Source organism: Citrobacter sedlakii NBRC 105722 (genome assembly GCF_000759835.1).
Taxonomy (GTDB): Bacteria; Pseudomonadota; Gammaproteobacteria; order Enterobacterales; family Enterobacteriaceae; genus Citrobacter_A; species Citrobacter_A sedlakii.
The window spans coordinates 140,198-162,611 of sequence record NZ_BBNB01000012.1 but is presented as its reverse complement, the minus strand read 5'-3'; the positions used below and the strand labels follow the sequence as shown (position 1 = coordinate 162,611).

General features: G+C 54.7%; 20 protein-coding genes, 1 tRNA gene and 1 pseudogene. 15 read left to right on the top strand and 7 right to left on the bottom strand.

Annotated elements, in window-relative coordinates; genetic code table 11:
- The first annotated feature begins 91 nt into the window (after positions 1-91).
- Positions 92-874: a hypothetical protein gene (locus tag CSE01S_RS16545; RefSeq protein WP_042290780.1), complete on the top strand. Its 783-nt coding sequence runs from the start codon at positions 92-94 to the stop codon at positions 872-874.
- 167 nt (positions 875-1,041) lie between these two features.
- Positions 1,042-2,152 (top strand): IS3 family transposase gene (locus CSE01S_RS23135; RefSeq protein WP_148365426.1). Its coding sequence is split into 2 segments (ribosomal slippage): positions 1,042-1,295 and positions 1,294-2,152, totalling 1,113 coding nucleotides; the frame shifts between segments, so codons are not numbered across the junction.
- A gap of 16 nt (positions 2,153-2,168) precedes the next feature.
- Here the strand turns inward: CSE01S_RS23135 and CSE01S_RS16525 are convergent.
- The 3 genes and pseudogenes from CSE01S_RS16525 to CSE01S_RS16515 form a co-directional block, all read right to left on the bottom strand.
- Positions 2,169-2,519: pseudogene (locus CSE01S_RS16525) on the bottom strand (Arm DNA-binding domain-containing protein); the annotation flags it as partial.
- Between the two features lie 160 nt (positions 2,520-2,679).
- A tRNA-Arg gene (locus tag CSE01S_RS16520) sits at positions 2,680-2,754 on the bottom strand.
- Between the two features lie 75 nt (positions 2,755-2,829).
- The gene (locus CSE01S_RS16515; protein ID WP_042290775.1) at positions 2,830-3,771 is read right to left on the bottom strand and encodes a formate/nitrite transporter family protein; all 942 of its coding nucleotides are present in this window, start codon (positions 3,769-3,771) and stop codon (positions 2,830-2,832) included.
- A 289-nt stretch (positions 3,772-4,060) separates the two neighbouring features.
- Between CSE01S_RS16515 and mlaA the strand changes: the two genes are divergently transcribed.
- On the top strand, positions 4,061-4,816 hold the full coding sequence (gene mlaA, locus CSE01S_RS16510; RefSeq protein ID WP_042290774.1) for a phospholipid-binding lipoprotein MlaA: 756 nt from the start codon (positions 4,061-4,063) through the stop codon (positions 4,814-4,816).
- Positions 4,817-4,942: 126 nt separating this feature from the next.
- On the opposite strand, the gene fadL is transcribed toward mlaA, so the two are convergent.
- Positions 4,943-6,280, bottom strand: a complete 1,338-nt coding sequence (gene fadL / locus CSE01S_RS16505; RefSeq protein ID WP_082636823.1) for a long-chain fatty acid transporter FadL — start codon at positions 6,278-6,280, stop codon at positions 4,943-4,945.
- 365 nt (positions 6,281-6,645) lie between these two features.
- Here fadL and CSE01S_RS16500 point away from each other — a divergent pair, with 365 nt between their 5' ends.
- The 4 genes from CSE01S_RS16500 to sixA all read left to right on the top strand — a co-directional run bounded on the left by CSE01S_RS16500 (position 6,646) and on the right by sixA (position 11,257).
- On the top strand, positions 6,646-6,930 hold the full coding sequence (locus CSE01S_RS16500; protein ID WP_042290770.1) for a YfcZ/YiiS family protein: 285 nt from the start codon (positions 6,646-6,648) through the stop codon (positions 6,928-6,930).
- 177 nt (positions 6,931-7,107) lie between these two features.
- Positions 7,108-8,418 (top strand): acetyl-CoA C-acyltransferase FadI, encoded by a 1,311-nt coding sequence (gene fadI, locus CSE01S_RS16495; RefSeq protein ID WP_042290769.1) that lies wholly within the window; start codon positions 7,108-7,110, stop codon positions 8,416-8,418.
- Complete coding sequence (fadJ, locus tag CSE01S_RS16490; protein WP_042290768.1) at positions 8,418-10,577, top strand: fatty acid oxidation complex subunit alpha FadJ; 2,160 nt, start codon at positions 8,418-8,420, stop codon at positions 10,575-10,577. Before fadI ends, fadJ begins: the two co-directional genes overlap by 1 nt.
- A gap of 194 nt (positions 10,578-10,771) precedes the next feature.
- The gene (gene sixA / locus CSE01S_RS16485) at positions 10,772-11,257 is read left to right on the top strand and encodes a phosphohistidine phosphatase SixA (RefSeq protein WP_042290767.1); all 486 of its coding nucleotides are present in this window, start codon (positions 10,772-10,774) and stop codon (positions 11,255-11,257) included.
- A 101-nt stretch (positions 11,258-11,358) separates the two neighbouring features.
- Here the strand turns inward: sixA and smrB are convergent, their stop codons facing one another.
- On the bottom strand, positions 11,359-11,910 hold the full coding sequence (gene smrB / locus CSE01S_RS16480; protein WP_042290766.1) for an endonuclease SmrB: 552 nt from the start codon (positions 11,908-11,910) through the stop codon (positions 11,359-11,361).
- A gap of 165 nt (positions 11,911-12,075) precedes the next feature.
- Between smrB and prmB the strand changes: the two genes are divergently transcribed.
- The 6 genes from prmB to CSE01S_RS16450 are packed head-to-tail and all read left to right on the top strand — an operon-like array spanning position 12,076 to position 16,616.
- Positions 12,076-13,008 carry a 50S ribosomal protein L3 N(5)-glutamine methyltransferase gene (prmB, locus tag CSE01S_RS16475; protein ID WP_042290764.1) on the top strand — a complete coding sequence of 311 codons (933 nt, stop codon included), beginning with the start codon at positions 12,076-12,078 and terminating at the stop codon, positions 13,006-13,008.
- Between the two features lie 26 nt (positions 13,009-13,034).
- Entirely contained in the window at positions 13,035-14,120 is a 1,086-nt protein-coding gene (aroC, locus tag CSE01S_RS16470; RefSeq protein WP_042290762.1) for a chorismate synthase, read from the top strand.
- A gap of 3 nt (positions 14,121-14,123) precedes the next feature.
- Positions 14,124-14,948: a penicillin-insensitive murein endopeptidase gene (gene mepA / locus CSE01S_RS16465; protein WP_042290760.1), complete on the top strand. Its 825-nt coding sequence runs from the start codon at positions 14,124-14,126 to the stop codon at positions 14,946-14,948.
- Positions 14,948-15,757 (top strand): sulfite exporter TauE/SafE family protein, encoded by an 810-nt coding sequence (locus tag CSE01S_RS16460; RefSeq protein ID WP_042290758.1) that lies wholly within the window; start codon positions 14,948-14,950, stop codon positions 15,755-15,757. Before mepA ends, CSE01S_RS16460 begins: the two co-directional genes overlap by 1 nt.
- Entirely contained in the window at positions 15,757-16,305 is a 549-nt protein-coding gene (locus tag CSE01S_RS16455; protein WP_042290756.1) for an elongation factor P hydroxylase, read from the top strand. Before CSE01S_RS16460 ends, CSE01S_RS16455 begins: the two co-directional genes overlap by 1 nt.
- 32 nt (positions 16,306-16,337) lie before the next feature.
- A complete protein-coding gene (locus tag CSE01S_RS16450; RefSeq protein ID WP_042290754.1) occupies positions 16,338-16,616 on the top strand; it encodes a YfcL family protein in 279 nt (92 codons plus the stop codon).
- 42 nt (positions 16,617-16,658) lie between these two features.
- On the opposite strand, the gene mnmC is transcribed toward CSE01S_RS16450, so the two are convergent.
- The gene (mnmC, locus tag CSE01S_RS16445) at positions 16,659-18,659 is read right to left on the bottom strand and encodes a bifunctional tRNA (5-methylaminomethyl-2-thiouridine)(34)-methyltransferase MnmC2/FAD-dependent 5-carboxymethylaminomethyl-2-thiouridine(34) oxidoreductase MnmC1 (RefSeq protein ID WP_042290751.1); all 2,001 of its coding nucleotides are present in this window, start codon (positions 18,657-18,659) and stop codon (positions 16,659-16,661) included.
- A 158-nt stretch (positions 18,660-18,817) separates the two neighbouring features.
- Between mnmC and fabB the strand changes: the two genes are divergently transcribed.
- A complete protein-coding gene (fabB, locus tag CSE01S_RS16440; RefSeq protein WP_042290749.1) occupies positions 18,818-20,035 on the top strand; it encodes a beta-ketoacyl-ACP synthase I in 1,218 nt (405 codons plus the stop codon).
- Between the two features lie 103 nt (positions 20,036-20,138).
- A complete protein-coding gene (locus tag CSE01S_RS16435; protein WP_042290748.1) occupies positions 20,139-21,317 on the top strand; it encodes an MFS transporter in 1,179 nt (392 codons plus the stop codon).
- Here CSE01S_RS16435 and flk read toward each other — a convergent pair.
- Positions 21,314-22,315 (bottom strand): flagella biosynthesis regulator Flk, encoded by a 1,002-nt coding sequence (gene flk, locus CSE01S_RS16430; protein ID WP_042290948.1) that lies wholly within the window; start codon positions 22,313-22,315, stop codon positions 21,314-21,316. The genes CSE01S_RS16435 and flk overlap by 4 nt on opposite strands.
- Positions 22,316-22,414 lie beyond the last annotated feature (99 nt).

Here is a 22,414-nt window from a genome sequence, read left to right as displayed (position 1 = left end):
TTTAGATAGTTGATCATAGCACTTAATTAAGACTAAAATGCTTCAAAGCGATTTATTATTCGATTTTGTTATATATTTAACGGAGATTGCTATGCCAATTGCGAATGCAAATAACAATTTTTTTGAAGAAGTTAATTACGATGCGCAAAGACATTCGTCAACATTAAATATGTTACATCTGTCTGCAATGAGTGATTTTTTTCCAAACTATCCTGTGTACGATACTTTAATTAACTCTCATGTTACGAAAATACATATTGTTCAACAGGTAAGGATGGTGCAGCATCTATATAAAATGGCATGTGATAAGTGGAGTGAGATAATAAGTAATCCTTTATCTGGGGCTCCTGCGGACTTACCTGTCATATATGCTGAGAATGCCCCAGAAATTTGTCACACTCCAGATAACAAACATTTCCTTAATTTTTACACAGAGGAAATGGTCTATCATATGAGAAGAGTACTTGATACGTTGGTTCAATTGACGTATGTAATGGCTACCCCAGAATTTAGAACCACAAAAATCTTAAGAAAAGATAGTTTAGCATCCATACTTAACGTGGATACCCCAAGGAATGACTTCGAAAGAATACTTTTGGGTGACGGTATTAACTTTGAATCAGACAACACAAATTTCTTGTTTTATATTAACTCTATTTTCAATAGTTTTAAGCATGGGTTTTATAATGATCAAGTATATATGTTGTTTAGTCATGATGCTCCAACGACACAAACATTTTATATAAAAAAAGATTTGAATGAACAAGTTGTTTTCCATAATCATAATACGCATCATATAATGATGGGGTTTCAAGATAATTTTTGCAGAATTGTAAGAAACCAAAAGATCTATATGGAAAGAAATCAAGGTTGACTTGCTCTTAATGTGGTTTTATAGTGTTTAGTATTCTTTTTGAATAGCCGTGGCTTTAATTGTCGCGGTTATTCATAGCAGGTGATTTTGTAAGTATCCCGCATAATCGTGCCATTCACATTTAGAGATCTTCCGGCATACTCACGCTGCCAACGAAGGAGATCACTATGCGTAAAGACCGTTTTACTGAGCACCAGATCATCGCCGTGATTAAGTCGGTTGAAGCCAGACGTACCGTCAAGGATGTCTGCCGGGAGGCTGGTATCTCTGAAGCCACTTACTACAACAGGAAGTCTAAATACGGCGGCATGGAAGCTTCTGATATTAAAAAGATAAAGGATCTGGTGGGCGAGAACCGACGCCTCAAACAGATGTTTGCCGATCTCAGTCCTGAGAACCGGGCACTGAAAGTCGTCATCGAAAAAAGCTTTAAAACCAGCCTTTAAGCGTGAGCTGGTAACGCATTTGATAACGACATTCGGACTCAGTATTCGTCAGGCCTGCCGGAGTCTGAATCTGAGCAGAACGGTTTACCATTACCGCCCGGATACCACTCGTGATGAACCTGTTATTTTCGCATTCCAGGCTGCTGCCGAACGGTATCCACGATATGGTTTTCCAAAATTATTTCAGATCCTGCGGCGTCAGGGATACCAGTGGAATCATAAAAGGATCCACCGTATTTACTGTCTGCTTAAGCTGAATTTTCGCCGCAAAGGTAAACAGCGTCTGCATGTGCGTAATCCATCACCGCTGGCTACGCCCGAAGCGTTAAACCAGAGCTGGTCCGTTGATTTCATGCATGACGCTCTGATTTGCGGTCGTCGCTTTCGCACGTTCAATGTCGTTGATGACTTTAACCGGGAGGCATTGTCGATTGAAATCGATCTGAATCTGCCAGCCCCGCGAGTGGTCCGGGTCCCCGACAGGATCGCGGCAAACCGCGGCTATCCAGCCATGATTCGCATGGATAATGGTCCGGAGTTTATCTCTCTGGCGCTGGTTGATTGGGCAGATAAACATGGAGTAAAACTGGAATTTATCCAGCCGGGCAGGCCGGCGCAGAACGCTTTCATTGAGCGCTTTAACCGGACATACCGTACAGAAATACTCGATTTTTATCTGTTCAGAACGCTGAATGAAGTGCGGGAAATCACGGAAAAATGGTCGTCAGAATATAACTGTGAACGCCCGCATGAATCACTGAGCAATATGACACCAGAGGAGAACCGACAACAACATTATCTGGCCGGGATCTCAAAAAATGCATGGAACTAAAACGGGTCTATTTTCACTCTGACCAGGTGGCTTTTTTCGATGAGTGCCATTCTCTGGCCACAGATTCAAAGTTGTTCTCATGAGCAAACTGCAAAGCAATCTTATTTGCCTTTCTGGCTTCACTTGGGTTGATCCCTTTGGCCAACATCGAACGGGCTTCGTCACGTTTGGTACGTGCCTGTGCCAACGACACATCGCCATATACACCAAAGGAAATCATCTTCGGCTTACCTGCAAAGCGATAGCGGAAACGCCAGCCTTTGCTGCCCGTTGTGTCGATGAGGAGTGATAGTCCCATACCATCGTTAAGCGTAAAGGGTTTGTCCTTCGGTTTTGCTCTTTTTATTTGGATGTCAGATAGCAGCATGTGTATAGAAAAAAGATCGAACTCAGTTATACACAATGTAATACGCAAAGATGTATAGATTCCATTAGAAATAATGGTACTGTGCTGGACGACTATAAGGAGATGAAAACAGTTAAAACAGTGAGTTATAGAATTAATTGGACTTAGTGAGAAGTGTTCATGGTGTCCCCTGCAGGAATCGAACCTGCAACTAGCCCTTAGGAGGGGCTCGTTATATCCATTTAACTAAGGGGACGAAGCGGCACGAGTATAGCGGTTTTTGTTCGCCGGAGTAAGTACGGTGCCGCCTGACTGCTCAAACCATCGCCATTCAGGATTGTTTTTCCTGCTCTTTCTGCTGTTTTTTGAACCGCTCGGCGTGAAGTCGCGCTTCTTCTTTACGCTTGTTGCTCATGTCGTTACGGATCTGCGCGTGGCTCATCAGGGCGAAAATAAAGGTACCGCCGCAGATATTACCCGCCAGTGTTGGCAGGGCAAACGGCCATAAGAAGTCGCTCCAGTGCAGGGTGCCGTTAAAGACGAGGTAAAGGATCTCCACCGATCCCACGACGATATGGGTGGTATCGCCCAGGGCAATCAGCCACGTCATCAGGATGATGACCACAATTTTCGCCGCGCCGGCTGCCGGAAACATCCACACCATGGTCGCGATTAACCAACCGGAAATGATCGCGTTGGCAAACATTTCGGTCGGCGTGTTTTTCATCACGTCCATGCCGATTTTGACAAACGCGTCACGGGTTTCTTCATCAAAAATGGGCATATACTCAAACGCCCAGGCGGCAATGCCGGTACCGAGCACGTTACCCAGCAGCACCACGCCCCACAGACGCATCAGCAGGCCAAAATTGCCCGCCGTGGGATTTTGCATGACGGGCAGAACCGCCGTCACGGTGTTTTCCGTAAACAGCTGCTGGCGAGCCATAATGACAATGATAAAACCAAAGGTATAACCGAGATTCTCAAGTAAAAAACTGCCCGGCACGCCCTCAAGCTGCACGTGGAAGATGCCTTTTGCCAGCAGCGAGGCGCCCATCGACAGTCCGGCCGCGATAGCGGACCACAGCAGCGCCATCGCGTCACGCTCCAGCTCTTTCTCTCCATCCTGGCGGATATGTTCGTGAATGGCCATTGCCCGTGAGGGGAGTCGGTCCTCATCCACTTCTATCTTTTTCCCGCTCTGTTTTTCCTCGCTTTCTACTTCCAGTTCATCGCTATGCTTGTCGATCTTATCGTCTTCGAGATTATCCATAATTCGCCTCCTGGATGCGCGCCTGTCAGATAAAGCGTAGCGGCTTTTCGCTGGATACCTGGGTGAGAAACTCTGAAATCGCAAAAATGGTAACGTTTGTTTTTCTGCTTCCGGCTAGAATAGAAGCGCTACGCGAGTGCATAGCCAGGCTATGATCAATTCAACAGGCGCGGTGATATAGACATCGTTTGACGTGCTGTTACAATCGCTCACACCTTAACAGGCGGATACGTTAGCGTTCCGTCATGGATGGCAATCCGCGATAGCCATAATTAACAGGGAGACATTTATGAAGCTTCGCCTGTCGGCGCTTGCGCTGGGAACCACACTGCTGGTGGGGTGTGCGAGTTCCGGTACAGAACAACAGGGGCGTTCAGATCCGTTAGAAGGGTTTAACCGCACCATGTACAATTTCAACTTTAACGTGTTGGATCCGTATGTCGTTCGACCGGTGGCTGTCGCCTGGCGTGATTATGTCCCACAGCCAGCCCGTAATGGTTTAAGCAACTTCACCGGCAACCTCGAAGAACCTGCGGTCATGGTGAACTATTTTCTGCAGGGCGATCCGTATCAGGGGATGGTGCATTTCACCCGTTTCTTCCTGAACACCCTTCTCGGCATGGGCGGCTTTATTGACGTCGCCGGTATGGCGAACCCGAAACTGCAGCGCGTTGAGCCGCATCGCTTCGGCAGCACCTTAGGACATTACGGTGTAGGCTATGGCCCTTACGTCCAGTTACCGTTCTATGGCAGTTGGACGCTGCGTGAGGATGGCGGCGATATGGCCGATACGCTATATCCAGTCCTTTCATGGCTGACCTGGCCGATGTCGATCGGTAAGTGGACCCTCGAAGGGATTGAAACGCGTGCTCAGTTGCTGGACTCCGACGGCCTGTTGCGTCAGTCTTCCGATCCGTACATCTTGGTGCGTGAGGCTTATTTCCAGCGTCACGACTTCATTGCCAACGGCGGGAAGCTCAAGCCGCAAGAAAACCCGAACGCGCAGGCGATCCAGGACGATTTAAAAGAGATCGACTCAGAATAAATGAATACCGGACCGCGAAGCGTCTGGCCGGGCCTGGCGTTCGCGCCGTTAGCGGGTACGATGATTTTTTGGATGCATAAAAAAGGGGACGCCAGAAGGCGCCCCCTTTTATTCATCTGACCATGATCAGAATGCGTAGTTCAGGTTCATACCGTACAGCCAGGCTTTCCCTTCAGATTCGAAAGAGTACGGGCCTTCTTCAAACTTCACTTTCTGGCCGTGCATGTAAGACACGCCAACATCCACTGAGGCATCTTTATTGAAGGCGTAGGTAGCGCCAGCGCTCAGCCAGAAGCGGTCCTGATCCGGAATAGAAATGGAACGACGGTTGGCCGGAACCGGGCTGTCATCAAAGGCGATACCGGTACGGAACGTCCAGGTATCGTCATAGTAATAGGTTGTACCCAGCGCGATGCGATAAGAGTCTTTAAAGCCCTCTTCTTTATAAAACAGCGTCTGACCGTTGCTGCCTTTCGCCTTCAGCTCTTCGAACTGACTCCAGCTGGTATAAGCCATGCTGTAGTGAACCGCCCACTGTGGCGCGACGCGGTTGTAACCTGAAATTTCCCACATTTCCGGCAGGTTCAGGTTAAGTGAACCGTCGATCGTCCCGCCGTTAGTTCCAGCAGGCAGGCTGGCAAAGACCGGACGCAGTTGCGGCGGAATACGGTCAGTCGATGGCAGGCTGCTGCGGTAATCGCCGTCGAAGTCAACTTTGACTTCTGAACGGTAGGTAAAACCGTAACGGTTGTCTTTATCGACTTCATAAAGGATCCCGGCGTTCCAGCCGAAGCCCCATTCGTCGCCCTTCAGACGCGCAATCTGGGTATCCGCCGGGTATTGCGCCGCCAGTGCCGGAGGAATACGTCCGCCGGAGCCTGCCACGATTTGCTGCGGCAGGTCGCCGGCATAACGCTCGAGCTTAGCTTTGGCATAAACGGCGTTAAAACCGAGGCCGAAGCTGAAATGATTGTTCAGACGATAAGCGCCGCTCAGGTTCAGGTTGAGCGTTTCCAGATCGGTTTTTCCGCCCATGGAGCCCGCGGCGTAGTTGTTATTAAACTCCGTCGCCAGGCCGTAGTTAGAGGTGACAGATGCCCCCCAACCAAACTGATCGTTAATCGGGGCCACAAAGTGCAGGTTTGGCACCCACGCCGTCGGCGCAATGTTATCCTGGCTGGCATCATTACCAATGCGCGAGCGACCGGAGATATCCACGTCCGGATCAACAAAGATTGCGCCGCCCGAGAAGGTTGGGCGGTCGAACATAGTGATCAGCGCCGGGTTACGGCTAACGTTACCCACGTCGTCCGCGATAGCGCCTTCACCTGAATAGGCCCGGCCAAGGCCAGAGGAAGAAAATTCGTTTAGCTGAAAGCCTGCAGACCAGGCCTGGGTAGATATAAGTGCCACTGCAACTGCGAGAGCAGACTTTGTAAACAGGGTTTTCTGGCTCATGACCATAACCTCAATGATTTATTTTTATACAAATTATGTTACATGCTGTAACAGGAGCGCGAAGTGTAGGGTCTGCGGTACGACATAGAAATCAGACCAGTGGCGTGAGTATAGGTCTGACCAGCTGATATGTTGCAAGTATGTTTATAAGTTTTTTCAATTGTGATCTCAGAAACGCGATCCAGCTGGCAATTTTGCCGGGGAGCGCACATAGCCGTTTGGGTTGAATTTGTTTTAGATCATTTTTAAGTGTGATTTCGGTCACTTCTCGCATTTCCCACCATTAACGACTGGAGAGGCGAAAGTCGGAGGCGTAAAATATCGCTATCGTTTATCTGGCACCCTGGGTGCGAATACAGAGGAAATCTACAATGAGTAAATGCAGTGCTGATGAAACCCCGGTTTGCTGCTGTATGGACGTTGGTACCATCATGGACAACTCCGATTGCACCGCGTCATACAGCCGTGTGTTCGCTAACCGCGCAGAAGCGGAAGAAACGCTGGCGGCGCTGACCGAAAAAGCGCGGAACGTGGAGTCCGAGCCTTGCCAAATTACTTCGACTTTCACTGAAGAATCTGACGGCGTGCGCCTGGACATCGATTTTGTCTTTGCCTGCGAAGCCGAAACCCTGATCTTCCAGCTCGGTCTGCGTTAATCCCTTCATTATTTATCTGCCCCGACAACCTTTTGTCGGGGCTTTTTCGTTTCATCCCGTCATTATTCACTGTGTCACAGCTCTCACTTTCATCCGCCCCTGCTTGGCTAAATGTAAAAAATTGGTTAAGACTATGATCAGGTCAGACCACTTATTTTATTTTTACAGGGGAGTGTTATGAGTCAGGCTATACCGCTGGTCACCCGCCAGGGCGATCGCATTGCCATTGTGAGCGGGTTACGTACCCCTTTTGCCCGCCAGGCTACCGCCTTTTATGGTATTCCCGCTGTCGATCTTGGCAAAATGGTGGTGGGCGAACTGCTGGCCCGCAGTGAGATCCCCGTAGACGTCATAGAGCAACTGGTCTTTGGTCAGGTTGTCCAGATGCCGGAAGCGCCAAATATCGCCCGTGAAATTGTCCTCGGCACCGGTATGAGCGTGCATACCGACGCTTACAGCGTAAGCCGCGCCTGCGCGACCAGCTTTCAGGCGGTCGCTAACGTAGCGGAAAGCCTGATGGCGGGTACGATCCGCGCGGGGATTGCCGGTGGCGCGGATTCCTCGTCGGTATTGCCCATTGGCGTCAGTAAAAAACTGGCGCGAGTCCTCGTGGATGTGAATAAAGCCAGGACGATGGGGCAACGTCTGAAACTCTTTTCCCGCCTGCGCTTACGCGATCTGATGCCCGTGCCGCCCGCCGTCGCCGAATATTCGACTGGCCTGCGGATGGGAGATACGGCGGAACAGATGGCGAAAACCTACGGAATCACCCGTGAGCAGCAGGATGCGCTGGCCCACCGTTCACATCAGCGCGCGGCGCAGGCGTGGGCGGAAGGAAAGTTAGCCGATGAAGTGATGACCGCCTGGACGCCGCCGTTCAAGGCGCCGCTGTCTGAAGATAACAATATTCGCGGCAACTCGACGCTGGCGGATTACGCCAGACTGCGTCCGGCCTTTGACCGTAAACATGGCACGGTGACCGCTGCCAACAGTACGCCCCTGACAGACGGGGCGGCAGCGGTGATCCTGATGACCGAATCCCGCGCGAAAGAGCTGGGGCTGATTCCGCTCGGCTATTTACGCAGCTACGCCTTTACCGCTATCGATGTCTGGCAGGACATGCTGCTGGGACCGGCCTGGTCAACGCCGCTGGCGCTGGATCGGGCGGGCTTAAGCCTGAGCGATCTGACGCTGATTGATATGCACGAAGCCTTTGCCGCTCAGACGCTGGCGAATCTGCAACTGCTGGGCAGTGAGCGTTTTGCCCGTGAGGTGTTGGGACGCGCCCATGCCACCGGTGAGGTGGATGACAGCAAGTTCAACGTGCTCGGTGGTTCGATTGCTTACGGGCACCCGTTTGCCGCCACCGGCGCCCGGATGATCACTCAGACTCTGCACGAATTGCGCCGTCGGGGAGGCGGCTTCGGTTTAGTCACTGCCTGTGCGGCAGGCGGTCTGGGTGCGGCGATGGTACTGGAGGCAGAATAATGGAAATGACATCGGCTTTTACGCTTAATCTGCGTCCGGACAATGTGGCGGTTATCTCCATAGATGTACCCGGTGAAAAGATGAATACCCTGAAAGCGGAGTTTGCGAGTCAGGTACGCGCGATCCTGAAACAGCTTCGCGAAAACAGGGAACTGCGCGGCGTCGTTTTTATTTCCGCGAAAGCGGATAATTTTATTGCTGGCGCGGACATCAACATGATTGGCAACTGCGCAAGCGCGCAGGAAGCGGAGGCGCTGGCGCGTCAGGGTCAACAACTGATGGCGGAAATCAACGGTCTTCCCGTGCCCGTCATCGCCGCTATTCACGGCGCCTGTCTGGGCGGCGGACTGGAACTGGCGCTGGCCTGTCATGAGCGAATCTGTACCGATGACAGCAAAACGGTATTGGGCCTGCCGGAAGTACAACTGGGGCTGCTGCCGGGTTCCGGCGGCACACAGCGTTTGCCGCGGCTGGTCGGAGTCAGTACGGCGCTGGAGATGATCCTCACCGGCAAACAACTGCGTGCGAAGCAGGCGTTAAAGATGGGGCTGGTGGACGATGTGGTTCCGTTGTCGATTCTGCTCGAGGCTGCGGTTGAACGGGCTAAACAGGATCGGTCAACGTCGCGAACGCTGCCGGTGCGCGAACGCGTTCTGGCGGGGCCGCTGGGGCGCGCGCTGTTGTTCCGTATGGTCAGTAAAAAAACCGAACTGAAAACACACGGTAACTACCCGGCGACAGAACGTATTCTTCAGGTGATCGAAACTGGCCTGGCGCAGGGCAGCAGCAGTGGTTACGACGCGGAAGCCCGCGCTTTTGGCGAGCTGGCGATGACGCCGCAATCGCAGGCGTTACGCAATATCTTCTTTGCCAGTACCGAGGTGAAAAAAGATCCCGGTAGCGATGCCCCGCCGGGGCCGCTTAACAGCGTTGGCGTGCTGGGGGGCGGGCTGATGGGAGGGGGAATTGCCTACGTGACGGCCTGTAAAGGCGGCTTACCGGTTCGCATTAAAGACATTAATGTTCACGGCATCAATCATGCGCTGAAGTACAGTTGGGATCAGCTTGAAACGAAGGTACGTCGTCGCCATATCAAAGCCAGCGAACGGGACAAACAGCTGGCGTTGATTTCAGGCGCCACCGACTATCGCGGATTTTCCCATCGTGACCTGGTCATAGAAGCTGTCTTTGAAGATCTGGCGCTAAAACAGCAGATGGTGGCGGAAGTTGAGCAAAACTGCGCATCCCATACCATTTTCGCCTCTAACACCTCATCTTTACCGATTAGCGACATCGCCGCCCATGCCGCCAGGCCGGGGCAGGTGATTGGTCTGCATTTTTTCAGCCCGGTTGAAAAAATGCCCCTGGTCGAGGTCATTCCCCATGCCGCCACCTCTGAGCAGACCATCGCCACCACCGTTAAGCTGGCGAAGAAACAGGGTAAAACACCTATCGTGGTGCGCGACAAGGCCGGATTCTATGTAAACCGTATTCTCGCACCCTATATCAACGAAGCTATACGCATGCTGACTGAGGGGGAGCGGGTCGACGCTATCGACAGCGCGTTGGTGAAATTTGGTTTTCCGGTGGGGCCTGTTCAACTGCTGGATGAAGTGGGAATCGATACCGGCACGAAAATTATCCCTGTTCTGGAAGCCGCTTATGGCGAGCGTTTTAGCGCCCCTGCAAATGTTGTTTCCTCAATTTTGAACGACGATCGCAAAGGCAGAAAAAATGGTCGCGGTTTCTATCTTTATGGTGCAAAAGGGCGTAAAAGCAAAAAACAGGTCGACCCTGCGATTTATACGCTTATTGGCGTTCAGGGGCAGAGCAGGCTTTCCGCCCGGCAAATGGCTGAACGGTGCGTGATGCTGATGCTCAATGAGGCCGCGCGTTGCTTCGATGAACAGGTTATCCGCAGCGCTCGCGATGGTGATATTGGCGCGGTATTCGGCATTGGATTTCCGCCGTTTCTCGGTGGTCCGTTCCGTTATATGGATTCTCTCGGCGCGGGTGAAGTGGTTGCGGTATTGCAACGCCTGGCTTCGCAGTACGGTCCACGGTTTACGCCGTGCGATGCGTTATTGCAGATGGCGGAGCGGGGTGAAAGTTTCTGGAAAGCAGATGCAACTGGCCTGAATTTTAAAGGTCAAATGTAGGGTGAATCCGCAACGAATGGCCGTGAGTTGGTTAAATTGTAAACACAGATTGACTATACTTACAGCGTTGAGGTAAAAAACAGCGTTTCATTCGGTGAACGGATAAGGCACAATGCCGGCCACCGCATTTTGGCGACCGTTCAGACGGTTTCAGCAAGAATGCGGGTGATTCTGGTTAACAAAAGCGGTGCAATATGCAAGTTTTTATCATGCGTCACGGCGACGCGGCCCTCGACGCCGCCAGTGATTCGGTTCGTCCCTTAACCGTCTGTGGTTGTGACGAATCGCGCCTTATGGCGAACTGGCTGAAAGGTCAAAAAGTGGATATCGAACGTGTTCTGGTGAGCCCGTTCCTGCGAGCCGAGCAAACGTTGGACGAGGTAGGGGAGTGCATGAACCTGCCGGGTAACGTTGACGTTCTGCCGGAGTTGACGCCCTGCGGCGATGTCGGCCTCGTCAGCGCGTATCTTCAGGCGCTGGCCAATGAAGGCGTCTCCGGCGTTCTGGTGATCTCCCACCTGCCGTTAGTCGGCTACTTGGTGTCTGAATTGTGCCCGGGAGAAACGCCGCCTATGTTTACCACATCAGCGATCGCCAGCGTCACGCTGGACGAAAGCGGCAAAGGGGTGTTCAACTGGCAGATGAGCCCGTGCAACCTCAAAATGGCAAAAGCGATGTAAACATCCGCTGCCTGATGGCGCTTCGCGTATCCGGCCTACGGCGGTGCTGACTGTTTCGTAGGCCAGATATAGCGCTTGCGCTTCCCCCCGGCAACCTTACATCATGGCAGTTCGGGCGGTTGCCACTCTTCCACCTCTATCAGCACCAGCAACGCGGCGTCGCCGCCGTACTCTTTTGGGGCCTGATGAAAAGCCATCACGTGTGGATGCTGCGCCAGCCACAGCGGCGTCTGTTGTTTCAGTACATGCTTACCGTGACCGTGCATGACGCAGGCGCAAAAAACGTGCTCCCGGCGACAGGCGGCAATCAGCGCGCCGAGTTCCTGCTTCGCCTGCAGCTGCGTCAGGCCATGAAGATCGAGAAACAGTTCCGGTGAATAATCTCCGCGCCGCATTTTCTTCAGCTCGAAGTGGCTGACGTCGGAACGTACGTATTTCACCGGGCCTTCGGTATTCAGCAGCGGTTGAAATTCGTCCGAAAAATAGTGGCTGGCGTCCGCCTGTTCCGACAGAAGCCGCTTAACGGGAACGTCGCTGATTTTTTTACGTTGCGGGCGATGGACAATCGTGTCCTGCTTAATCTGCCGGGTGCCGGTCATCAGTTGCCGGAACAGCGCCTGGTCCTCCTCGCTGAGCGATGTTTTCTTTTTCATTCTGCTGTCTCATTTTTCATTTTCCGTTAGTTTACCCGACTCACCGGCGATGCGAATGCGTAAAACGCAATTTTCACGCCTGTCCCCTGTGTGAATGCTGATTTATCGCTGGCTTCGTGGCAAACTAGCCGCCGAAATTATTGCGTACATGCCCTGGAGGAACAGGTGGATAAAATTTTCGTTGATGAAGCAGTAAGTGATCTGCATACCATTCAGGACATGTTGCGTTGGGCGGTCAGCCGTTTTAGCGCGGCGAATATCTGGTACGGTCACGGCACCGACAACCCGTGGGATGAAGCCGTTCAACTGGTGCTGCCGTCACTTTATCTTCCACTGGATATTCCCGAAGACATGCGCACCGCGCGTCTGACGTCCAGCGAACGCCACCGCATTGTTGAGCGGGTGATCCGCCGGGTGAACGAGCGTATTCCGGTGGCCTATCTGACGAATAAAGCCTGGTTCTGCGGCCATGAATTTTACGTCGATGAACGCGTGCTGGTGCCGCGCTCGCCGATTGGCGAGCTGATCAACAACCGTTTTGAAGGGCTGATTCGCCAACAGCCGCAGCATATTCTCGACATGTGTACCGGCAGCGGTTGCATTGCTATTGCCTGCGCCTACGCGTTTCCGGAAGCGGAAGTCGACGCGGTGGATATCTCCGCCGACGCGCTGGCCGTCACTGAGCACAATATTGAAGAGCACGGCCTGCTGCACCATGTCACCCCCATTCGTTCGGACCTGTTCCGCGACCTGCCAAAAGTCCAGTACGATCTGATCGTGACTAACCCGCCGTATGTGGACGCGGAAGATATGTCCGATCTGCCGAATGAGTATCGTCACGAGCCTGAACTGGGGCTGGCGTCAGGGACAGATGGCCTGAAACTGACCCGCCGTATTCTGGGCAACGCGCCGGACTACCTGTCAGATAACGGTATTCTGATTTGTGAAGTCGGGAACAGCATGGTACATCTGATGGAACACTATCCTGATGTGCCGTTTACCTGGCTGGAATTCGACAACGGCGGCGATGGCGTCTTTATGCTGACCAAAGCCGAGTTACTGGCCGCCCGCGAGCATTTCAGCCTCTATAAAGACTAAATCACAACGACGACAACGGAATCGCAATGGCAGGAAATACAATTGGACAACTCTTTCAGGTAACCACCTTTGGCGAATCGCACGGGCTGGCGCTGGGCTGCATTGTTGACGGGGTGCCGCCGGGCATTCCTCTGACCGAAGCTGACCTGCAGCACGATCTCGACAGGCGGCGTCCTGGCACGTCTCGCTACACGACCCAGCGCCGTGAGCCGGATCAGGTGAAAATTTTGTCTGGCGTATTTGAAGGCGTCACCACCGGCACCAGCATCGGTTTGCTGATCGAAAATACCGATCAGCGTTCGCAGGATTACAGCGCCATCAAGGACGTGTTTCGTCCGGGACACGCCGACTACACCTACGAGCAGAAATATGGCCTGCGCGATTACCGCGGCGGCGGGCGTTCGTCCGCACGCGAGACCGCGATGCGCGTGGCGGCGGGCGCGATTGCCAAGAAATACCTTGCGGCAAAATACGGCATCCGTATCCAGGGCTGCCTGACCCAGATGGGCGATATTCCGCTGGCGATCAAAGACTGGGAGCAGGTGGAACAGAACCCTTTTTTCTGCCCGGATCCGGACAAAATCGACGCCCTTGACGAACTGATGCGGGCGCTGAAAAAAGAGGGTGATTCTATCGGCGCTAAGGTAACGGTGGTAGCCAGCGGCGTTCCCGCCGGTCTCGGCGAGCCGGTATTTGATCGTCTTGACGCCGATATCGCCCATGCGCTGATGAGCATTAACGCCGTGAAAGGCGTTGAGATTGGCGACGGTTTTGACGTGGTGGCGCTGCGCGGAAGCCAAAACCGTGACGAAATAACGACGCAAGGCTTCCAGAGCAACCATGCGGGCGGCATTTTGGGCGGGATCAGCAGTGGGCAGCAAATTATTGCCCACATGGCGCTGAAGCCAACCTCCAGTATTACCGTTCCGGGTCGTACCATTAATCGCTTTGGCGAAGAAGTCGAGATGATCACCAAAGGCCGTCACGATCCATGTGTCGGGATCCGCGCGGTGCCGATCGCTGAGGCGATGCTGGCGATCGTGCTCATGGATCACTTGCTGCGCCAGCGGGCGCAAAATGCGGATGTCACAACAGATATTCCACGCTGGTAAGAGATGAAAAAAACCGCGATTGCGCTGCTGGCACTGCTTGCCGGCAGCGTCAGCCAGGCGGCGACACCGTGGCAGAAAATAACCCAGCCCATAGCGGGCAGCGCGCAGTCGATCGGCAGCTTTTCGAACGGCTGTATCGTTGGCGCCGATACGCTTCCCGTCCAGTCGGAACACTATCAGGTCATGCGTACCGACCAACGCCGTTATTTTGGTCACCCCGATCTGGTGCTGTTCATTCAGCGTCTGAGCACCCGGGTGAATAACCTGGGGCTGGGGACGGTGCTGATTGGCGATATGGGCATGCCGGCCGGCGGCCGGTTTAACGGCGGCCACGCCAGCCATCAGAGCGGCCTGGATGTGGACATTTTCCTGCAATTACCAAAGACACGCTGGACTCAGGCGCAGTTGCTGCGACCGCAGGCGCTGGATTTGGTGGCCCGCGACGGAAAGCACGTTGTGCCTTCACTGTGGAAGCCGGAAATCTTTAGCCTGATTAAGCTCGCGGCGGAAGATAATGACGTCACCCGCATTTTCGTGAATCCGGCGATCAAACAACAGCTTTGCCTGGACGCAGGAAACGATCGCGACTGGTTGCGTAAAGTGCGACCCTGGTTCCAGCATCGCGCGCATATGCATGTACGATTACGGTGCCCTGCTGACAGCCTGGAGTGCGAAGATCAACCTTTGCCCCCGCCAGGCGACGGTTGTGGCGCTGAACTGCAAAGCTGGTTTGAACCCCCAAAACCTGGAACAACAAAGCCTGAGAAGAAGACACCGCCACCGTTGCCGCCTTCCTGCCAGGCGCTACTGGATGAGCATGTACTCTAATGGATAATTTCGCCGATCTGTTTATGGTCTCCCCGCTGCTGTTGGTTGTGCTGTTTTTTGTTGCGATGCTGGCTGGTTTTATCGATTCACTGGCGGGGGGCGGCGGACTGCTGACCATCCCCGCGCTGATGGCGGCAGGCATGTCTCCCGCTCAGGCGCTGGCCACCAATAAATTGCAGGCCTGCGGCGGCTCAATTTCCGCCTCTATCTACTTTATTCGCCGTAAGGTGGTGGATCTTGCCGATCAGAAACTGAATATCGCGATGACCTTTATTGGCTCAATGAGCGGCGCGCTGCTGGTGCAGCACGTGCAGGCAGACGTGCTTCGTCAGATCCTCCCGGTGCTGGTGATCTGCATCGGTCTCTATTTTTTGCTGATGCCAAAGCTGGGTGAAGATGATCGCCAGCGTCGCCTGTACGGCTTGCCGTTTGCGCTGGTCGCGGGGGGTTGCGTCGGGTTTTACGACGGCTTCTTCGGCCCTGCCGCCGGGTCGTTTTACGCGCTGGCGTTTGTCACGCTTTGCGGCTACAACCTCGCCAAATCCACCGCCCACGCCAAAGTGCTGAACGCCACGTCGAACATCGGCGGCCTGCTGCTGTTTATGATTGGCGGAAAAGTGATCTGGGCAACCGGGTTCGTTATGTTGATTGGGCAGTTTCTCGGCGCGCGCATGGGCTCACGCCTGGTATTGAGCAAGGGACAAAAGCTGATTCGGCCTATGATCGTCATCGTCTCGGCGGTGATGAGCGCCAAACTACTTTATGATAACCATGGACAGGAGATTCTCCACTGGCTGGGGATGAATTAATGAACAGTACACACCACTATGAACAGTTAATTACCCTGTTCAACGACTGCTTTGCTGACGATTTTAATACCCGTCTGATTAAAGGCGATGACGAACCGATCTATCTTCCTGCTGATGCAGAGGTGCCGTATCACCGGATCGTCTTTGCTCACGGTTTTTACGCCAGCGCCCTGCATGAGATTTCGCACTGGTGTATTGCCGGGAAAGCGCGCCGTGAACAGGTTGATTTTGGTTACTGGTACTGCCCGGACGGACGGGACGCGGCGACCCAAAGCAAGTTCGAAGATGTGGAAGTGAAACCGCAAGCGTTTGACTGGTTGTTTTGCGTGGCGGCGGGGTATCCGTTCAACGTCAGTTGCGACAACCTGGAAGGCGACGTCGAACCGGACCGCGTGGTGTTTCAGCGTCGGGTTCATGCGCAGGTGATGGAGTATCTGGAAAAGGGCATTCCTGAACGGCCGGCTCGCTTTATCAAAGCGTTACAAGATTATTATCACACGCCCGACCTTAAGGCGGAACAGTTCCCGTGGCCGGAAGCGCTAAACTAAAGCCAGCGCCACGTTTACAATGAGGAAAGAAGATGATCGCGGAGTTTGAAGCACGCATTCTGGCATTAATCGACGACATGGTTGAACACGCCAGCGACGATGAGCTATTTGCCAGTGGGTATTTGCGTGGCCACCTGACGTTAGCCGTGGCGGAGCTGGAAGGGCGTGATGACCATTCTGCGGACGCCGTTTACGCCAACGTCACCAGCAGTCTCGAGAAAGCGATCGGTGCGGGTGAACTGTCACCACGCGATCAGGCGTTAGTCAAAGAGATGTGGGATGCGTTGTTCCAGAAGGCGACCAGCCAATAATCGCGCCTTTGCCGGATGGCGTCGCCATCCGGCATCACCCCATTATTTCACCGTTTTCCCTTTCCGTAATTTCCTGACCCATAAACGATTCGGATTGAGCGCCGCCAGCGTACCCGCATCCAGCGGAAGGGGTTCATTGCTCATTTGCGACGCCAGGATTTCCGCACACAGAGGCGCGGTGCACAAGCCGCGTGATCCCAGCGCGCCGAGCATAAAGAGATCCTCATGTACGGGCGCGTTTGCCGCTGAAGAAGGATCCCTGGCCAGACTGGCGTACTGCGTTAGCGTGGCGGCGTAATCCGGTACATTGCCGACCATCGGTAAATGGTCGCGAGTAGCGCAGCGCACGCCGCAGCGCGCCTCTTTCCCGCTGATATCCACCTCTTGCGCCCATTTCGCCGTCGGGAAGCAGTCAATTAACCGCTGCCGGTTCTGCTGCTGATCGTCCTCACGATATTCCGTAGCGTCACTGCCGCGATGATAGCTGGCGCCAATACAATGGTGCTGGTTAGCCGGATTTACCGGGGTAAGATAACCGTCATAGCACAGCACCTGGCGAAGCGCGGAAAGGGCAGGCGTGGCGGGAATATGACTGACCTGACCGCCGACCGGGTAAACGGGTAACGGCTGTGTCTGTGTGAAGTGGTTAATCGCATGGCCGTTCGCCAGCACCACGACGTCATGTTCAGCCTGCGTGCCGTCGGCAAAGCGCAGGGACCAGCCGTGCGCCGTCGCGCTTAGCGCGTCGACCGAATGACGGTAATGGCAACGTAGCCCCTGTTGTTCAGCCAGCGCCAGCACTGCGGCAGTCAATTGCGCCGGACACAGCCAGCCGCCCAGCGGATAGGAAATGCCAGCGCAGTCGATATCAACGCCGGTTAATGCTTCCATGTGTCCACTTTTTACCGCCTGCGCCAGCGCGTCGGGGAGTTCCAGCGACAACAGTTGCGCGATCTTCTGCTGGCTTTTTTCGTCCCAGCCGGCCTGCGTGACGCCGCACCAGTCATGATCGAAAACAACCGGGAGAGTATCGTACTGACGGCGTGCAAAGGTAAAGGCGGCGGGGAAAAAGAGATTTATCGCCGCATCTTGCTTGCTGAGCAGGGGATAAAGCGCACCCTGACGGTTTCCCGATGCGCCCTGGGCAGGTTTTTCGTCCGCGCAATAGAGCGTGACCCGCCAGCCGCGACGCAGCAGCGCCAGGGACAGCAGGGCGCTGGCGATACCGCCGCCAACAATAGCCGTTTCACGCTTAAGGCTGCCCAGGCGGACAAACCACGGCGCTCTGGCGACAGGCGTAAGCCTTTGAAGCATCGCCCCGCGCAGCATTTCACGCTTGCGGCCAAAACCTTTGTATTTCTGCATGGTGAAACCGGCTTCCTGTAAACCCCGGCGCACAAATCCCGCGGAGGTAAAGGTTGCCAGCGTACCGCCGGGTCGCGCCAGTCGCGCCATAGCGTTAAACAGTCCCGGGGTCCACATGTCCGGGTTTTTGGCGGGCGCGAAGCCGTCGAGAAACCAGGCATCCACTTTCTGATGCAGACTGTCATCCAGTTGGTCGGTAAGTTCGTTAATATCTCCAAACCACAGATCGAGCGTGACGCGTCCTTCATCCAGCAGCAGGCGATGACAGCCCGCCAGCGGCAACGGCCACTGGGCGTGGAGTTGCTTTGCAAGCGCCGCCAGCTCAGGCCAGCGCTGGTGCGCGGCGACCAGATCGTCGTGGTGCAGGGGAAATTTTTCAAAACTGATAAAATGTAATCTTTGTAGCGTAGCCTCAGGGTGCGTGGCGCGAAACGCGGCAAACGCCTGCCAGAGCGTCAGAAAGTTCAGGCCAGTGCCGAAGCCGCTCTCTGCGACCACAAAAAGCGGGTCGGAATGTTCCGGAAAACGCTCAGGGATCCGGTTGCCGCCGAGAAAGACGTAACGTGTCTCTTCAAGGCCATTATCATTAGAAAAGTACACATCGTCGAAATCTCGGGAAACAGGTGTACCCTCAGCGTTGAATTCGAGGTTGGCGGGTTGTATGGCATTTTGTTTCACGTAAGTTACTCGTCTGACGGGCAGTGCCACGATCTTAGCGATGTGTGCCAGGCGGCGCAAATTTCCGGACAAAATGGCTGATCGGACTTGTTCGGCGTACAAGTGTACGCTATTGTGCCAGTCGAAACTTACTATAGTGCGACTTACAGAGGTATTGAATGAAACGTGCAGTGATTACTGGCTTGGGCATCGTTTCCAGCATCGGTAATAACCAGCAGGAAGTCCTGGCATCTCTGCGTGAAGGACGTTCAGGGATCACCTTCTCCGAAGAGTTTAAAGATGCGGGAATGCGTAGCCACGTATGGGGTAACGTCAAGCTGGATACAACCGGTTTGATCGACCGTAAAGTGGTTCGTTTCATGAACGATGCCTCTATTTATGCCTTTCTTTCCATGCAGCAGGCTATCGCTGACGCGGGCCTGAGCGAAGAGGTATATCAGAACAACCCGCGCGTGGGTCTGATTGCCGGTTCCGGCGGCTCCTCCAAAGCGCAGGTATTCGGTGCGGACGCTATGCGTAGCCCGCGCGGCCTGAAAGCGGTGGGGCCGTACGTCGTCACCAAAGCGATGGGCTCTGCGGTTTCCGCTTGCCTCGCGACGCCGTTTAAAATTCACGGCGTAAACTATTCGATCAGCTCCGCCTGTGCGACCTCCGCGCACTGCATTGGGAATGCGGTAGAGCAGATCCAACTGGGCAAACAGGACATCGTCTTTGCCGGCGGCGGCGAAGAGCTGGGCTGGGAAATGGCCTGTGAGTTCGACGCGATGGGCGCGCTGTCCACTAAGTACAACGATCAACCCGCTAAGGCGTCCCGGACTTATGATGCGCACCGTGACGGTTTCGTTATCGCTGGCGGCGGCGGGATGGTTGTGGTTGAAGAACTGGAGCACGCGCTGGCCCGTGGCGCACGCATTTATGCGGAGATCGTCGGCTACGGCGCAACCTCCGATGGCGCAGACATGGTCGCGCCGTCCGGTGAAGGCGCGGTTCGCTGCATGCAGATGGCGATGCACGGCGTGGACACCCCCATCGACTACCTGAACTCCCACGGCACCTCTACGCCGGTTGGTGATGTGAAAGAACTGGGCGCCATTCGTGAAGTGTTTGGCGATAACAGCCCGGCTATTTCTGCGACGAAAGCCATGACCGGTCACTCTCTGGGCGCCGCTGGCGTGCAGGAAGCGATTTATTCTCTGCTGATGCTGGAACACGGTTTTATCGCGCCGAGCATTAACATTGAAGAGATGGACGAGCAGGCTGCCGGACTGAACATCGTGACTGAAACCACCGAGCGCGAACTGACGACCGTCATGTCCAACAGCTTTGGTTTCGGCGGCACCAACGCCACGCTGGTTATGCGCAAGCTGAAAGCGTAAGTGACAGGCCGGATAAGGCGTATCGCCGCTATCCGGCAGAACCTGATGATTTCAAAGGGGAGCTTTCAGGCTCCCTTTTTTGTTCTGCTGCCTGGAGTCATGCATGGCTGTCGTAGCTGAAAAAGAATCCACATCTTCTGCCAATTTCTCACTGTTCCGTATCGCCTTTGCGGTGTTCCTGACCTACATGACGGTTGGATTGCCGCTGCCCGTGATTCCACTTTTTGTCCACCATGAACTGGGCTATGGCAATACGATGGTGGGGATCGCCGTCGGGATCCAGTTTCTCGCCACCGTGTTAACGCGCGGCTATGCCGGACGGCTCGCCGATCAGTACGGCGCCAAGCGCTCGGCGTTGCAGGGCATGTTCGCCTGCGCGCTGGCGGGCGGGGCATGGCTGCTGGCGGCGCTGTTGCCCGTCTCTGCGCCGGTGAAATTTGCGCTGTTGATCGCAGGACGCCTGATCCTCGGCTTTGGAGAAAGCCAGTTGCTTACCGGTACGCTGACCTGGGGGCTGGGTCTGGTGGGGCCAACGCGTTCCGGTAAAGTGATGTCCTGGAATGGGATGGCGATTTACGGCGCGCTGGCGGCAGGGGCGCCGCTGGGTTTACTCATCCACAGTCACTTTGGGTTTGCCGCGCTGGCAGGAACCACCATGGCGCTGCCGCTGCTGGCATGGGCATTTAACGGCACGGTACGTAAAGTGCCCGCGCAGACGGGAGAACGACCTTCTCTGTGGAGCGTGGTCGGGCTTATCTGGAAACCCGGTCTCGGCCTTGCGTTGCAGGGGGTGGGTTTTGCGGTTATCGGCACCTTTATTTCGCTCTATTTCGCCAGCCACGGCTGGGCAATGGCGGGTTTTACCCTCACCGCGTTCGGCGGTGCGTTTGTCCTCATGCGCGTGCTGTTTGGCTGGATGCCGGATCGCTTTGGCGGTGTTAAAGTCGCTATCGCTTCTTTATTGGTCGAGACCGTGGGTCTGGTGCTGCTATGGCTGGCGCCAACCGCGTGGATTGCTCTGCTTGGCGCGGCGTTAACCGGGGCGGGATGCTCGCTTATTTTCCCCGCGCTGGGCGTTGAGGTGGTCAAGCGTGTCCCGGCACAGGTACGCGGGACGGCGCTGGGGGGATACGCCGCGTTTCAGGATATCTCCTACGCCATCACTGGCCCGCTGGCGGGCGTGTTGGCCACATCCTGTGGCTATCCGTCAGTTTTCCTTGCGGGGGCGATTTCCGCCGTGGTAGGGATTCTGGTGACGATCCTGTCGTTTCGCCGGGGTTAAACCACCAGCCAGAAAATCAGCAGCGCAACCATCAGGGCGAGAAACAGCAGTCCGGGACGGGCGGCGGCCGCTTTGAAAGTTTCGATCACCGGGGTAAACGGGCTGTAGATTGGCTGAATATGAAGCGGATCGCTGAGCGCTTTGTCGCGCTCAACGCGGCGCAGGAAGATCTGATTCAGCAGATCCTGAACCTGGGCGGTGGTCAACACCGTCTGCGGCTGGATCTGCCAGGTGTGCTGGGCATACTCTTTCAGCGATGCCTGTTCTGCCGGCTCCAGTGGTTGCTTCAACGCCGCCTGCAGCGATTGCAGGGTCGGGGCGTGTTGCAGACTGAGCGTTTGCCGCGCCTGAAGCCAGGTCGCCAGATGGGTAAAATGCTTCGCCGGGATCAACTCGCCGCTTTTCACGCCCGACAGTTCCAGCATGGATTGCCAGATAAGCTTACCGGACTCTCCCGTCGCGGCGGCAAGTTTGGTCACCAACTGGTTCAGGGTGTTGTGTTCCGCAGGCAACAGCGGGCGATCGGTTGCCGGGCGCTGTTGTGGTTGCGGAATAGACAATTGTCCCTGCTGGAGCAGCGTCAGTACATTCTTTAGCTGATCCGGCGTGAGCTGGCTGAGCGCCGTTTGTCCATATTGCTGGCGAATAAAATCGCTCACCGCCTGACGGTTATTCCCCTGGCTCAATAATTCCGTTAGCTGCGACAGCACCTGTCGGTTGGCATGATTTTGCTGGGCGACGCTCAGTCTCTGGCTGAGATTGTGCTCTGCGGCGGGGAAATGGCGGGACAACAACGGTGTGTCGCTTTTCACGCCAAGATCGTGTTTCATTCCGGCCCACACTTCCGCACTTTGCTGTTGCGTCAGTGAAATCAGGCGGGTTATCAGTCGCTCCAGTACCGTCCGCTGTTGAGTAGAGAGCGGTTGTTCGCCCGCAGCGGAAGAAGCGGGTTGCCCTTCACCCGGAGGGCGCGCGGGAGTACCGGAAATGGGTTGCATCATCACGTATCCTTAAACCATCAATCTTAGCAAAGTATGCCTGGCGGCCAGATTATGGCACACTTGCCCGGTTAACACTCGTTCTCAAACAGGTACGAA

Excerpts from the sequence above, each read along its gene's own strand:
- CSE01S_RS16545 (WP_042290780.1), top strand. The coding sequence starts at position 92 with ATGCCAATTGCGAATGCAAATAACAATTTTTTTGAAGAAGTTAATTAC.
- CSE01S_RS16515 (WP_042290775.1), bottom strand. The coding sequence starts at position 3,771 with ATGGATAATCTCGAAGACGATAAGATCGACAAGCATAGCGATGAACTG.
- mlaA (WP_042290774.1), top strand. The coding sequence starts at position 4,061 with ATGAAGCTTCGCCTGTCGGCGCTTGCGCTGGGAACCACACTGCTGGTG.
- fadL (WP_082636823.1), bottom strand. The coding sequence starts at position 6,280 with ATGGTCATGAGCCAGAAAACCCTGTTTACAAAGTCTGCTCTCGCAGTT.
- CSE01S_RS16500 (WP_042290770.1), top strand. The coding sequence starts at position 6,646 with ATGAGTAAATGCAGTGCTGATGAAACCCCGGTTTGCTGCTGTATGGAC.
- fadI (WP_042290769.1), top strand. The coding sequence starts at position 7,108 with ATGAGTCAGGCTATACCGCTGGTCACCCGCCAGGGCGATCGCATTGCC.
- fadJ (WP_042290768.1), top strand. The coding sequence starts at position 8,418 with ATGGAAATGACATCGGCTTTTACGCTTAATCTGCGTCCGGACAATGTG.
- sixA (WP_042290767.1), top strand. The coding sequence starts at position 10,772 with ATGCAAGTTTTTATCATGCGTCACGGCGACGCGGCCCTCGACGCCGCC.
- smrB (WP_042290766.1), bottom strand. The coding sequence starts at position 11,910 with ATGAAAAAGAAAACATCGCTCAGCGAGGAGGACCAGGCGCTGTTCCGG.
- aroC (WP_042290762.1), top strand. The coding sequence starts at position 13,035 with ATGGCAGGAAATACAATTGGACAACTCTTTCAGGTAACCACCTTTGGC.
- mepA (WP_042290760.1), top strand. The coding sequence starts at position 14,124 with ATGAAAAAAACCGCGATTGCGCTGCTGGCACTGCTTGCCGGCAGCGTC.
- CSE01S_RS16460 (WP_042290758.1), top strand. The coding sequence starts at position 14,948 with ATGGATAATTTCGCCGATCTGTTTATGGTCTCCCCGCTGCTGTTGGTT.
- CSE01S_RS16455 (WP_042290756.1), top strand. The coding sequence starts at position 15,757 with ATGAACAGTACACACCACTATGAACAGTTAATTACCCTGTTCAACGAC.
- CSE01S_RS16450 (WP_042290754.1), top strand. The coding sequence starts at position 16,338 with ATGATCGCGGAGTTTGAAGCACGCATTCTGGCATTAATCGACGACATG.
- fabB (WP_042290749.1), top strand. The coding sequence starts at position 18,818 with ATGAAACGTGCAGTGATTACTGGCTTGGGCATCGTTTCCAGCATCGGT.
- CSE01S_RS16435 (WP_042290748.1), top strand. The coding sequence starts at position 20,139 with ATGGCTGTCGTAGCTGAAAAAGAATCCACATCTTCTGCCAATTTCTCA.
- flk (WP_042290948.1), bottom strand. The coding sequence starts at position 22,315 with ATGCAACCCATTTCCGGTACTCCCGCGCGCCCTCCGGGTGAAGGGCAA.